We start from the raw sequence: 13973 nt of genomic DNA, 5'->3' as shown, positions 1-13973 counted from the left end.
TTTATTTAATACTGCTTTCAAGTTTTTTCTTGGATAATCATTTAAGAAAATCAAGATCATCTTTAATTTCTTTTGGATTCGCTTCAGGCTCTATCGCAAAATGTTCTTCATTCCATTCCTTTACCTTTTTATCAACCATTGCTTGATTTACCCTTGCATAGATCATTGTCGTTTCTATTGATGAATGACCAAGAATGCTTCTAATAACAGGAATTGAAACACCGCTTTCAAGCATATGGGTAGCAGCTGTATGACGCATCGTATGAGGTGTGTAATTACCGTTAAACATATCAGAATATTTATCTTTTGCCATCTTCTGATATTTTTTAAATATCTCTTCAATTGCAGAAACAGACATTTGTTCATTTGTCTGCGAATTAAAGACATATTTTGAATTTCTGTACTGTCTAGGCTTCGTTTCAATATGCTGAAGCAGAAGTTTGTACATCTTTTTATTGATTGGAACAATCCTTGCTTTTCCTCCCTTTCCGTGAAGAGTGACATAATATTTTCCATTACGAATGGATATATCAGTAGTCGTTAGATCACATACTTCCTGTGCACGTGCCGCAGTGGAATACATAAAAGAAAGCAGGACCTTATTTCGTCTTTCGGTTGGCTTATTAACATCAGGCAGTGATAAAAATATTTTGACTTCTTCTCTTGTCATAACCTGTCTCATTTTAACTGGTGCCTTTTTTACAGGCAATGATAGAACAGCATTTCTGAATATAACGGCCGCATCAAAGTTACGTGACTGAGCATATTTAGAAAATGACGACAGTGCCGAAAGTCGCTGGTTTCTAGTTGAAGCGCTGTCATTTCTACTGCTTTCAAGCCAGAGTAGAAAGGCATTTAGATGATCATAGTCAAGACTGCTGAAACTGATCTGATCGGGTTCTAATTTATAAACTACTTTAAAGAATTCAAATAACAGTCTGAAAGTTGCCTTATATGATTTGATGGTATTATTGGATAGTCCTTTTGTATCTGGAAGATAAGTTTCAATATAGTTTCTCAATGCGTTAAGCAGTTTATTAGTCCTCATCATTTTCCACCTCCGGCAGAATATCTAATATTGATTCTGAAAACAATTCAACTTCATCAGTAAATATATCAGGACTGAACTTAAGATATTTTTCGGTTTCATCTAAGCTATCATGACCAAGATAGATTGAGAGATACGGAATATAATTATCAATTGGTATTCCTTCAGCTATCAATTTTCTTAAAGAATTAATTACGAAGTAGTGTCTCAGACAGTGAAGGCATGGACCTCGTGTTTTATATCCAGAGTGATCATAAATATTAAGCTTCAGCAGTACATTATGAAATTTATTTGCAACACTCTTATACTTCATTGGCTCATTATCATTCAGTGCATTTGGAAAAATATAGGATTCAGGATTGGATATATTCATAGCGTCGATATATTTTATAAGCATTTTAGATACGGAAAAATTTAACGGAACAATACGCTCCTTATAATTCTTACCCTTTCTAATGATGATAGTGTGCATCTGAGGATCAAAGTCTCCCAGCTTGATATGTAGCGTTGCAGAAATACGTGTGCCGCTGCTTATCATTATTCTGATAATCATAGGCATTTCGTACTGCAACAATGGATTCATTCCTTTTTCCAAGGGTAGATTATCAAGATATTCAAGGATTTCAGATATCTCATCATCACTGAAAATATATGGAACATAATCATCATGATTTTCTGGGAGTTCTGGCACAAAGATCTTGTATCCGATGCTGTTAAGATAGTTGATGAATTTGCGAAGAGCTATCAGTTTATTTATTACCGTTGATGTTTTTCCAGTAATTGTCCTGATAAATGATGTAATTTCCATTTCGTTAATTGCAGAAACATCCTTCAATGTACTCTTAGAGAAATATTCATTAAATTCTCTGATTATTTGCTTGTAATGATAGAAGCTATAGGTACTCAGCACTTTTTTGCGTATATCAAGATAATTTTTTGAATCAGTTAATAAATCATTGCATGTTTTCATTTTTATCGTCGCCACCTAGGAATTCAAGAAAGGAGCCACTTGGATTCTTAACTTCGATTGCACATTTTCTAAGAGTTTCAATATCAAGGGCTGCATAGTGTTTTACCGCATTACGGTCTTCGTGACCGAGTATCTTACGAACAGTCTCATAGGAAACTCCATCATTTACCATTGATGAAGTCATTGATGATCTGATGGAATGAGGTCCATGTTTCTTGTTTTTAATATCAATTCCAGCCTTCACAAAATAGTAGTCAAGTCTATGACGTAAAATTGCGGTAGTAACTTTTCTCTTTGGAGAATCAATAGATTCAAATATATACTCAGCCCCACTGTTCCCAGATGCTTCGAGATAGTCATTAACTGAGTCCTTAATTACTGGTAGAAGAACAAATTCCTGTAAGTTTCCACCTTTATTAAGATTGATACATATCTTATTATGTTTAAAGTCAAAGTCCGCTATTTTTAAATTAACGATATCACCGGCTCGCATGCCAAGTCGGGTGTCTAAAAGTATCATCGCATAATCACGCTTTCCGGTAAGTGTATTGCGGTCAATGACAGCTTCAATCTTTTTGATTTCTTCGATAGTATAAACAGTTGGATAAGGTACTTTATTTTTTGCATATGGAATGAGATTGGCATAATCTTCAGAAACTGAACCTGCATCATGAAGATAAATAAGAAACAGCCTGATATTATTCCACTGATCATTATTTTTAACATGAAGAAGTGCTGCTGTGGTATCACGAGCATCAAATGACATATCGAATATTCCGCTTTCTTCGATAAGCCTTAGAAAGAATATAGCAGCAGCTCTCTTACTTGAAATCGTCCAATCCGAATTATTTTTTTTACGGCAGTACTTTTGATAGCCATTAATTATTATTCTATGCAAAGCGCTTAATACTTCTATAGGATCATCCTTGGGTTCATATAAGTGATATTCACCCTGGAGGAATTCATTAAATCTTCGCATATAGAGTTTAAGATACAGCATATCTTTATATGAGAGAGGCTTGGAATGTTTGTAAATATATCGCTGAATTATCTTATCAGCGTCAGCTAAATGGTAGTAGATGGATTCATTATGTTTTAAATCGAAAAGCCTTATCAAACCGCGTCTATATTCGTTAAGTGTTGATGATTTGTTATAGCCTTTAATTTGGAGAAAATCAATAAATTCGTCAATTAGAGAAATCGTAACAGTAACTTTAACAGAATCGTTTCATATAATCAGCTCCTTAGATTTTATACTCTTCAATCTCAGTATAATTATCTTGAATTCCCTAGAACAGTTTTTAACTACACTGATTTCTAGATGGATTAATATATAGAATTATGTTGTTAACATCACTATAAATTGAATTTTTACATTGAAATAATTAGCACGATATAGTATAATGTAGTTATAAAGAATTAGATTTATAACTACTCATGCAAAAGAGGTGCTAATATGAAGCTCAGTTATCAGACAATTAATGGAACACTTTATGCTAAAATCCCTGGCAAATCAGTCCGCAAAAACGGCAAGATCGTTAAGCAAGGTGCTAAACATTTAGGCAAGGTTATCGATAAGGAAAACAATATCTTTTTCAATAAAGAAAGAGGCATGTTTACCTATGATCCTGAAACTGGTGAATTCGGTGAAGCTGATGAATCCTATGTATCTGATGTTCAGCCTGATAAGCGCAAAAGACAGCGTACTATTCTTGATTATGGCGATGCCTACTTCGTAGATCAGCTTATTCATCATATGGGATATGACAAAGTCATTGATGAAATCAGCTATAAAAACAAAGATACCTTATATGCAATGGTTGCCTACTATGTCATTTCCAACGCTGCTAACTGTCATGCCAATACCTGGTATGAAGGGAGCTTTGAAAGCATTCTTTATCCAAAGGCTAATCTCACATCTCAGAGAATAAGTGACTTTATGAGATCAATTGGCAAATCAGAAAATGTCCTTAAATTCTTTGAAAATCATATGAAGTGGATCAAAGAAAACATTTCGTCTGATAAAGCTATAATCATTGACAGCACAGGGCTTCCTAACAGTATTCATATGCCATTAACTGCAATCAGTAACCACAATGGGAAGGTTTCCAATGAGGCTAGAATGATTACAACACTTCAGAGAGATACAGGCTATCCCCTAATGTTTAGAATTATTCCAGGCAATATCGTTGATATGAATACACTGATCAGATCAGTAAATGTACTTGATAATTTAGGCAATATTGAAACAGACTATATTCTTAGTGATGCTGGTTATTATACCCTTGAGGATATTAATGAGCTTTATCGAGCTAACATCGATTTCCTGATGAGACTGCCTGAGAAATATAGACTATATCGTGATTTGATCAATAAATACGGTCCCGAACTAAAGCAGGAAAGAAATATGGTCAAATATAGTGATAGAGTCGTCTATATCAAACAGATCGAAGTTAGCATTGGTGATGGACATAAGGCTTATGCTTTTCTAGGATATGATCTAGATCAGGTAGATCATGAAATACATAAGTGTCTGAATAAGAGCAAAGAAATGTCAACTATGCAGATCCAAAAAAAGCTTGAATCAATGGGATATTTTGTACTGATTTCAAGTCTTCCATTCCCAATTGAAGAAGTGCTTCCTGCCTACTATACTAGACAGCTGGTTGAGCAGTACTTTGATTTAAGCAAGGGATCATCTAAGCTGACACCACTTCGCGTTCATAGCGAAGAAGCAGTAAGAGGTCACCTGTTATTATCAATGATTGCGGCAACCATTAACGTGTATATCCAAAAGAAAACAAAGAAAACTGCAACCAACCAGGAAGGCATATTCATGGGACTCAGAAATCAGAAGTGCCTCGTCTACAAGACAGTCACTTCAGTTGAAGAGCCACAAAAAAGAGCTAATGATATCTATAATGCGTTTAATATTTCATGCCCACTTTCATACACAAAAAGAGGCAGTGATTGGGTACCAAAATTTCACCTAAAAAGGCATGAAGATGAGGTGTAGTTATAAACTATACCCGGGAATTCAAGATTATTATCTGAGATACCTTCAATAAATATCAATAATATCTTAATATTTTTAATTTCCTTGAATAAAAAAAGAGCATGAATAATGAGCCCAGCACCCTGCGTGACCTGAAAAATCGGTATAGTTATCGTAAACGGTATATCCATCGGTCACTGCCGTTCCTGAAAAATGCTCGCCGTCAATAATGAGCATTTTTTTAAGTTCGTTGATGCTTCGTCCAGGTCCGTAGGAATAGATGGCCATCTGCTTGTCTTCTATTTCTCCGGACATGCCGATCCAGACATAACTATCTGAATTTCTAGTCCCGCGCTTGACTTCCTCAAGGACTTTTAGCTCTGTTTCATCGAGGTGGATAAAACTAAGTCTCAGGAAATCATGACGCATTTTATCGACGATAAAACGCAGATACTCATTCATGCTTCGCCATAGCCAGTTGCTAAGAAGCGTTCTGGAGATATTGTAGCCCATATCCTTATAGGCCTTCTCCTGGCGATAAAGAGGCACACACTTCTTAAGAAGATCATAAGCGGTATGGGCCACAAAAGCTGGACTGGCTGCCGATTTTTCAAAAAGAGTCACCGGTACAGGCTGACTGCTGTGATAAATCTTCAGATGATCATTATTAGACTCATCGCAATCCTTGTGCTGGTTAAAGCATGCAAAATTATGGAAAATACTTTTCTTGATGTAGATTTGCGCAGGTATATACACTAACTCATTAATAACGGTAGGAGCGATTTCATGCATCTCCTTGCCGCATATCGGACAAGCAGTGCTGTCAGGGTTATAATGCACTTCTTTTACCGGCAAACCAGAAAGAGCCTTTCCTTTTGGCTTTCTTGGCTTCTTTTTTGCCTGTTTTGCACCATTAGGAATATCATCGCTGTCTACGATCACAACGGTATTATCCTCTAATCCAAGGAGCTCAAAGATATTGAGCTGATCAGGATTGAACTTCTCGCTCTTTCGTCCAAATGACTGTCTTTTCATTGAGAGAATAATTTCTGTAAGATTATTAACTTTGGACGCCAAAAGCATAGTGATAGTCTCAAGGTCTTCGCGCGTCATAGATTTTATTATATTGTCTGCATTTCCTTTCTGCATACCTGTGCAGATTTTATCTATCATTTTTAGTATCTTATTCATAAGAATATTATATCATAAATATCTATTGAAGTAAAGAAATATGATGTAATAATCGTAATAATTTTAATTTATACATACTGCCTTTCTATTTTTTTGAATGCCGTTGGCTGGTTTATTTTGAGTCCTTCCATCAGCCATCTGAACTGCCGCTCGCTGATCTCCGCATAGCTGCCATCAGATGATATCTTCCATTTGAACGTTCCTTTTTCCAGTCTTTTGTAAAGCAGCCAAAAGCCTGTGCTGGCGTTGTCATAGTAGAGCGCCTTAATTTTATTGTGCGATCTGTTGCAGAAGATGTATAGGCAATGATCCATCGGACTTCTGTGGAAGATAGACTGAACGATGGCTGCATAGCCGTCAATGCCTTTTCTCAGGTCAACCGGTTCCGTGCATACAAAAATCTGCTTAATATCGTCTCCTAAGAAATTCATATCGCCCCACACACCTTTACCAGTTTTATAAGATCCGCCTCCGGTATGGCGGTGCTGCACCTTAACCTAATCGTACCAACATTAATTTCAAGAACAGAGCCGCTGCATACGCTGGTACAAAGTTCTGTGTTATTAGTCATACTTTCGCAACTGTCAGGGTCCGAACCATCAGGAACAACCATAAGAGGCACAATGACATCTAAAGCCTTTCCGTTATCATATAAGCTTTCCTGATCGGTGCCTAATGATTCGCTATGATCCATTTCTGCGCCTTCACTAATAACTTCATCATAATCAAGCTGAATATATGCCGCCAGATCAGGCTGTGACAAAAAGTACTTTCTCTTTTTATAGAAAGAGCTGGTGCTAACACCAATTTGCTTGCAGTAATATCTAACTCTCATTCCAGGATTATAATGTTTGAAAATATCGATCCATTTATCAATCGTTGCTTGTCTCATAAAATAAAACCTCCTTTTGACTTCAGGGTAATTATCCCAAAATCAAAAGGAGTTTGAAAGACGTGTATATTATACGCTTACTGTGTACTGTAGACTCTTTGAAAATAATCGATTCCTAGGATCAGACAAACACAAATCAGACTTGTGATCATCCCCGTGATTAATACTCTGCGCATATATATGTTCCCCTTTTCATCCCTATTCTATCATTTAATCGATATGACATTTGTCATATCTTTTTCCTCAATGCTTAAGTAAAAGAGCCAGGATCCGCAGTTCCTGGCTCTTCATCATTATTGTCTTAATTCAGCACTGTAAGCTTTCTTCACTGCCGCTAAGACTTGTTCCATCGCTTCATTGACGGTTTTTTCATCAAGCGTTCGTTTTTCATCCTGTAACATTAAGGAAACGGCAATGGATTTCTTATCCTTAGCCACATGTTCTCCTTCGTAAACATCAAAGATGGTTGTATCTTTGATCAGTTTCGAAGCTTTGAAGATCGTGCGTTCAATATCACTTGCTGGCACATCGCGATCAACGATTAATGCTAAGTCACGAGAGACTGATGGATACTGTGGTAAAGCGGTGAACTTCAGTTTCGAAGAACGCACACCAATTAAAGCCGTTAAGTTTAACTGTGCAACGTACGTTTCACCAACACCATAAGCTTTGGCTTTGGCAGGATGGACCTGGCCAATCACCCCAACGATGTCTTTACCCATACGAATATAAGCACTGCGTCCTGGGTGGAAGTCTTTATTGTCTTCTTCAACGCGCACTAAGCTATAACGGGCTGGCGTAATATTTAAGACATCCATCACTTTTTCTACTAAGCCTTTGACAACATAGTAGCTTGCTTCGACCTTTTCACCCATCCATGGGATATCCATATACAGACCGCTCATCGCGATCCCTAACTGTTCAATTTCTTCATTGACATAAGTATTCGCAATTTCAAAGATGTTAACATCTTTCATCGCATGGTCATTGTTGTATTTCACCACTTCCAATAAGTGTGGCAGAATCGATTTTCTTGTCACGCTGTGTTCTTCCCCTAATGGCCACATTAATTTAATGTTTTCATCATCAGGATGGAAGAGATTAAAGTCATTGACTTTGCTTGGTGATGTTAAAGTATAGGTTAGAGTTTCATGTAAGCCTAAATCAGAAAGGATATGGGCAATAGCTCTTTCTTTCGCTTGTTTATCTGTTAATAAACCTTGTGTCATAGACATTTCTGGTAATGTTGATGGAAGGTTATCATAACCATATAAACGTGCAACTTCTTCAATTAAATCAGCATCCATTGAAATATCGTTACGATATGCTGGCACCGTTACGGTAAAGTTTGTGCCATCAAGATCATAGCTAAAGCATAAACGATCGAAGACATCTTTAATTTCTTCAACAGTGAAGCTGGTGCCTAACAAACCATTGACACGTTCCACAGAAACGGTAACTTTCTTTTCTGGAGCCACATAATCTGTCGCCACAGTCTTATAGATTTCTTTGGCATTTGCTAACTGTTTTAATAAATCAGCACAGCGATCTAAGACATTTAATGTATTAGCCGTATTGATCGCGCCTTTAATATAATGCTGAGAAGCTTCCGTTAATAAGTTTAAACGACGAGCGGTCATACGCAGCTGTGGTCCGTCAAAAGTAGCGGCTTCAATAACGATATTTTTCGTATTTTCATCAATCTTAGTAGCATCAGCGCCCATGACCCCTGCAACGCAGCCAACAGTGCCATCAGTAGAAACGATGATATCTTCTTTTTCAATGGTATAATCTTCGCCATCTAACATCTTATAGTCACCGCTAAAGCCCTGTTTAATGGTGAAGGCTTTCTTATTTAACTTATCATAGTCATACATATGAATTGGCTGACCAGTTTCCACCATCACAAAGTTAGAGATATCCACAATGTTATTGATTGGTTTAATACCGCTTGATAATAAGGCATGACGCAGCCATGCTGGTGATTCATGCGTTTCTACGCCTTTCACTAACTTAGCGCCAAAGAATGGGCATAAGTCTGTTTCTACATCAACAGTAATATCACTTTCTAATTCATCATAATGATGAATTTCTGGTAATGTTACAGGACGTCTTAAAACAGCGCCCACTTCATAAGCTAAAGAAGTCATCGCCATACAGTCACTACGGTTAGGGGTTAAACCGATTTCCATAATGAAATCATCTAAGCCCATATAGCTTAACGCTTCCACGCCAACCGGCGCATCTGCTGGTAAGACATGGATCCCAGCTTTATCTTCATCTCTTAATAAACGGTTATCAGGAATTAATTCCGCAATCGAACAGATCATCCCATTTGATTCTTCTCCGCGGATTTTACCAGCCGCAATTTTACCGCCATAAAGTTCACAGCCCGGTAAAGCGACAACAACTTTTTCTCCCGCTGCCACATTAGGGGCTCCACAGACAATCTGGGTCACTTCTCCAGGAGCGATTTCTACCTGACAGATATGTAAATGATCACTATTAGGATGATCAATACATTCCTTTACATAGCCGACAACTAATTTCGTGCCGACAGCTAAAGGATGATGCCCTTCCACTTCGTGGCCGATGCGTGTAATCTTCTCTGATAATTCCAAAGGATCCTGATCATCGACCTTCACATAGTTATTAAGTACTTTTAAACTTGCATTCATCCTTTTTTACCCCTTTCTTGCAAACTGATTTAAGAATCTTAAATCATCATTATAGAAATCACGAATATTATCAATACCATATTTTAACATGGCCACACGTTCCAGACCGATCCCAAAGGCAAAGCCCTGATAAACTTTCGGATCGAAACCACACATTTCCAAGACATGTGGGTTAACCATACCAGCCCCTAAGATTTCAATCCAGCCGGTCCCTTTACACATTGCACAGCCCTTGCCGCCACAGTTTGCGCAGGAAATATCAACTTCTACGCTTGGTTCGGTAAATGGGAAATAAGAAGGTCTTAAACGAATTTCACGTTTTTCTCCAAATGTTCGTTTGGCGAAGACATCTAATGTCCCTTTTAAATCAGCCATCGTAACGTTTTTATCGACAACTAAGCCTTCACACTGACAGAACTGATGAGAATGAGTCGCATCGTCATCATCACGACGGTAAGTTTTCCCTGGGCAAATAACCTTGATTGGGCCCTTACCCTGAGCCGCTAATAAGACATGCGCCTGTACTGGCGATGTATGTGTTCTCATTAAAGTATTTTCATCAATGTAGAAGGTATCCTGCATATCACGTGCTGGGTGTCCCTTTGGCAGGTTCATTAATTCAAAGTTGAAATGATCCGTTTCTACTTCTGGTCCTTCTGCAACGGTATAACCCATACCTAAGAATAATTCTTCCATATCTTCTTTCACGCGTGTGATTGGATGTAAAGAACCATTAGGTAATTTTCGTGCAGGTAATGTAATATCAATCCGTTCACTAGCAATCTGAGCATTCATTTCTGCTTCTTCAAGCTTCTTTTTCATGTTTTCTACGGCACTAGCAATATCTGATTTTGCTTTATTAGAAAACTGACCAAAAGTCTTACGATCTTCTGGAGCCATGTCTTTCATCGCTTTCATTGCTTTCTGAATAGGACCCTTCTTGCCTAAGAATGAGACACGAAGGTCATTTAATTCTTTTAAGTCAGCCGCTTCACCAATTTTGGCTAAGGCTTCTTCTCTGATGCGTTTTAAGTCATCCATTTCTTTTTCCTCCAAAATAAAAAGTCGTTCCATTTAGGAACGACATAATCGCGGTACCATCCTAATTCATAGAGAATCTCTATGCCCTTAATTCACTGTAACGTAGTTCTACGGCGGGGATTAACCGCACTCCAAGGTGAATTCCATAACATGCCGCAAGAAGATTCACACCCTTCTCTTCCTCTCTGATACTTTCTGTTATGTACTAGTCCTTATCGTTGTGTTACTCGTATTATAATTCATTACTAGTCTCTTGACAAGCAGTTATTCATTCCCCGAGTCACTCCGAGTCACTTGTAAAAATTAAACTTCCTTTTCTATTAAATAAAAAATTAGAGCCAGACGTTACTCCGGCCCTTGTAAAACATAAATATGTTTTGTTGTCTGGATAAAATATACATAATTTATTTTCAATTGTCAATAGTGTAAAGAAAAAATACACCTTACCTGCAGTTATTCATTCTCAAGTCACTTGTGAAAAATCAATTTTCCTTTTCTTTAAATAAAAAATTAGAGCCAGACGTTACTCCGGCCCTTATAAAACATAAATATGTTTTTTTGTGCGACTAAATTTTACCTGATCACTTTATCATTGTCAATGACGTAATGAAAAAATGAGAGCCCAGCCGTTGCTCGTCAAAATTTCTTAGTTATCAATCGTCAATTCATTTTTTAAAACCACCAATCGATAATTTTATGAAGAAATACAAAGGATTCATAAATCAAAGAATTATTGTGATAATCATGGATAAAGAATCTCTGATCAAGCGCATGTAATAATAATGAAGCCGCCTGATGCACTTTTTCACTTGTCACAATCTTGTTATGCATGTAAAGTAAGGAAACAATCTGCTGTAAGCGAATATTACTCATACGTTTATTTCTTGAAGACTTGGAAATAGTGGGAATCTGACATAGCACTTGGGCTACTAATGGATTCACCCTATATTTAGCCGTATGCAAATGAAGATCATTTAAAATACAGTTATTATGAGCAGCGGCATTACGAATGTCTTTACACGTCTTTAATAAATAATGTTCCCTAATCATCTCTCGATCATGATAGCGATCCCCGCAGAATTTGTAGAAAGAAATTGTTCTACCAAAGGGAACGATTTCCATAAAGACCCATACAGGATAATTTGGAGAATACTTTTTCACTAACTCTCCACAATAAGGAGATGTACGGTTACGTTCCAGATCATTCTTACATCTTTCAAATTCGTTTACTTTGCCATATTTATTGACATCTTTCAGATAATCCATGAAATCTACCACAATCTGATAGCCATCTTCGTGATGTTCTTCAATGACTGTGAGGATCTTCATCTTAGCGTAGTATTCAACATCTAAAGATAACTGTAATAAGACACTTCTTAAGAAACGATCAATTTCTGTTAAATCTTCCAAGTCACCAAATTCTAAATGAATGTACTGACCGGCATGATCCCCATATTCATATTTCTGATAATTTTTACGATAAGCGATGAGTTTAAAGAAATGACTCTCATTTTGGAGATAGGAAAAGGCATCCTTTTCACTGACTAAGTCAAAAGCAATGCCTTTGCTTTTTAAGTGTTCAATCTGTTTTCCGATCGTTAATAAGTGTTTCTTCTGATCAATCATAAACGCTCCTTTCACAAACACATTAATGAGATCAAAAAAGGTAAAGAAAAAGACCACGAAAATCGTAGTCTTTCACAAAGTCATCTGACTTTATCAAAAATAATATATGTCAGGTTCTTATTCTCCACCCATCATTTTCATATATTCACGGTTGATATCCGCTAATTCAATTTTACCATCAATGTAGTCATTATACATTTCCGCAATAACATCATCACCAGCACAAGTGACATCACCGCCTAAAGAATCTTCAACGATCTTACGACGCTGTTCAAAGGTAGTATTTTTAACGAGCACACGTTCTGCCCATGGCAGCTCTTTCTTTTCTAAATGATCGAGGGCTTCTTCGATGTCTTCTAATGTTTCTGCAACATCATCGTCTTCTTCGTCATCATCAGCATCTTCATTATTTTCATCTTCTTCAACTTCATCATCTTGGCCTTCTTCTGAATCCTCTTCTTCATCTAGGTCATTGGCATCAAGAAGGTAATACATATCCCCTAAGATAATGATATTCATTTCAAAATAGAGCACGTCATCATCACATAAGATGGTACCGCCATATTTTGCGGAATCGTCATCATAGTACTCATCGATTAACTGCAGTTCTTCTTCACCATACTTCTTGATGAATTTCTTTAAGCTCATGACTTTTCCTTTGACTTTATTGCCTTTACGTTTATACACCAATACTTCACTAAAAGCAGGATCAATGGAATCAAAGTAGACGGAACCGCCAACGGCACAGTCGCGACCAATATCATAGAATCCCTGATCAAAATCTAAGGTTAAAGTGCCTTGATGATAATGCATATTGCTGATGTAGGCATCGTGTAAGGCATAAGGCAAAGCATAATTAAAATCTCTTTTTAGTTTCATAATAATATATCTCCTTCGCTAAAATAATTTTAAAACATGGGGTACAAAGATCATTAAACCAATAACGGCCGCAAAGAAAGCGGCGACTAAGACCGCCCCGGCTGCGCAGTCTTTGGCTTTTTTCGCTAAAGGGTGAATCTCCGGACAAGCTAAATCAACCACGGCTTCAATGGCGGTATTGGCAATCTCTAACGAGATAACCAAAGCAAATAGCAACAAACAAATCAGCCATTCCTCGTAAGTAATATGAAAGATAAAACCAAAGATCGTCACTAAGACCATCATGATCAAATGAATTTTAATATTGCGTTCATCACGAACGGTATCGATAATCCCATCAAAAGCATGGGCGAAACTTTTTGATAAAGGCTGTCGCATACTAATAATATCTCACTGTAAATTTCTTTTCGCTTTTATTTACAGGCTGATCACTTTCTTCAACGTTGGTAATCTCTATCCATGGCTGTTTACTGATTTGGGAGACAAACATATTCACATTCAATGGCTCCCCTTGCAGTTCTACTTCTACCCGTCCATCATATAGGTTTTTACACCAGCCGGTTAAATGGAGTTTGCTGGCGATCTGTTCACAGCGAAAACGGAAACCGACGCCCTGTACTTCACCACTAAAATAATAATGTCTTCTAATCATA

Annotated in this window: 13 protein-coding genes and 1 other annotated feature; of the genes, 1 reads left to right on the top strand and 12 read right to left on the bottom strand. The window is 37.2% G+C overall.

Annotated features, from left to right (window positions below; genetic code table 11):
• Positions 1 to 37 precede the first annotated feature (37 nt).
• The 3 genes from SG0102_RS04140 to SG0102_RS04130 are packed head-to-tail and all read right to left on the bottom strand — an operon-like array spanning position 38 to position 2997.
• Positions 38 to 1051 carry a tyrosine-type recombinase/integrase gene (locus SG0102_RS04140; protein ID WP_125118783.1) on the bottom strand — a complete coding sequence of 338 codons (1014 nt, stop codon included), beginning with the start codon at positions 1049 to 1051 and terminating at the stop codon, positions 38 to 40.
• On the bottom strand, positions 1038 to 2018 hold the full coding sequence (locus tag SG0102_RS04135) for a tyrosine-type recombinase/integrase (protein ID WP_125118782.1): 981 nt from the start codon (positions 2016 to 2018) through the stop codon (positions 1038 to 1040). The genes SG0102_RS04140 and SG0102_RS04135 overlap by 14 nt, the downstream gene beginning before the upstream one ends.
• Entirely contained in the window at positions 2002 to 2997 is a 996-nt protein-coding gene (locus SG0102_RS04130) for a tyrosine-type recombinase/integrase (RefSeq protein ID WP_157982969.1), read from the bottom strand. The genes SG0102_RS04135 and SG0102_RS04130 overlap by 17 nt, the downstream gene beginning before the upstream one ends.
• Before the next feature lie 477 nt (positions 2998 to 3474).
• On the opposite strand from SG0102_RS04130, the gene SG0102_RS04125 reads away from it, so the two are divergent.
• Positions 3475 to 5034, top strand: coding sequence for a transposase (locus SG0102_RS04125; RefSeq protein WP_125118273.1), 1560 nt, complete (start codon positions 3475 to 3477; stop codon positions 5032 to 5034).
• A 75-nt stretch (positions 5035 to 5109) separates the two neighbouring features.
• Here the strand turns inward: SG0102_RS04125 and SG0102_RS04120 are convergent, their stop codons facing one another.
• The 9 genes from SG0102_RS04120 to SG0102_RS04075 form a co-directional block, all read right to left on the bottom strand.
• Entirely contained in the window at positions 5110 to 6096 is a 987-nt protein-coding gene (locus tag SG0102_RS04120; RefSeq protein ID WP_269461211.1) for an IS66 family transposase, read from the bottom strand.
• Between the two features lie 176 nt (positions 6097 to 6272).
• Entirely contained in the window at positions 6273 to 6635 is a 363-nt protein-coding gene (tnpB, locus tag SG0102_RS04115; protein ID WP_125118779.1) for an IS66 family insertion sequence element accessory protein TnpB, read from the bottom strand.
• On the bottom strand, positions 6632 to 7096 hold the full coding sequence (locus SG0102_RS04110; RefSeq protein WP_125118778.1) for a hypothetical protein: 465 nt from the start codon (positions 7094 to 7096) through the stop codon (positions 6632 to 6634). The genes tnpB and SG0102_RS04110 overlap by 4 nt, the downstream gene beginning before the upstream one ends.
• 293 nt (positions 7097 to 7389) lie before the next feature.
• Entirely contained in the window at positions 7390 to 9774 is a 2385-nt protein-coding gene (gene pheT, locus SG0102_RS04105; RefSeq protein ID WP_125118777.1) for a phenylalanine--tRNA ligase subunit beta, read from the bottom strand.
• Positions 9775 to 9780: 6 nt separating this feature from the next.
• Positions 9781 to 10815 (bottom strand): phenylalanine--tRNA ligase subunit alpha, encoded by a 1035-nt coding sequence (gene pheS, locus SG0102_RS04100; RefSeq protein ID WP_125118776.1) that lies wholly within the window; start codon positions 10813 to 10815, stop codon positions 9781 to 9783.
• Positions 10816 to 10847: 32 nt separating this feature from the next.
• Positions 10848 to 11043: a binding site (T-box leader), on the bottom strand.
• A 444-nt stretch (positions 11044 to 11487) separates the two neighbouring features.
• Positions 11488 to 12441 (bottom strand): Abi family protein, encoded by a 954-nt coding sequence (locus SG0102_RS04095; protein WP_125118775.1) that lies wholly within the window; start codon positions 12439 to 12441, stop codon positions 11488 to 11490.
• A 117-nt stretch (positions 12442 to 12558) separates the two neighbouring features.
• Positions 12559 to 13320 carry a hypothetical protein gene (locus SG0102_RS15540; protein ID WP_197715071.1) on the bottom strand — a complete coding sequence of 254 codons (762 nt, stop codon included), beginning with the start codon at positions 13318 to 13320 and terminating at the stop codon, positions 12559 to 12561.
• Positions 13321 to 13338: 18 nt separating this feature from the next.
• Entirely contained in the window at positions 13339 to 13698 is a 360-nt protein-coding gene (locus SG0102_RS04080) for a diacylglycerol kinase family protein (protein ID WP_125118774.1), read from the bottom strand.
• Position 13699: 1 nt separating this feature from the next.
• Positions 13700 to 13972: an acylphosphatase gene (locus tag SG0102_RS04075; RefSeq protein WP_125118773.1), complete on the bottom strand. Its 273-nt coding sequence runs from the start codon at positions 13970 to 13972 to the stop codon at positions 13700 to 13702.
• Position 13973 lies beyond the last annotated feature (1 nt).

Origin of the sequence: Intestinibaculum porci, assembly GCF_003925875.1 — a bacterium.
GTDB lineage: Bacteria > Bacillota_I > Bacilli_A > Erysipelotrichales > Coprobacillaceae > Intestinibaculum > Intestinibaculum porci.
This window is presented reverse-complemented; position numbering and strand designations above follow the sequence as displayed.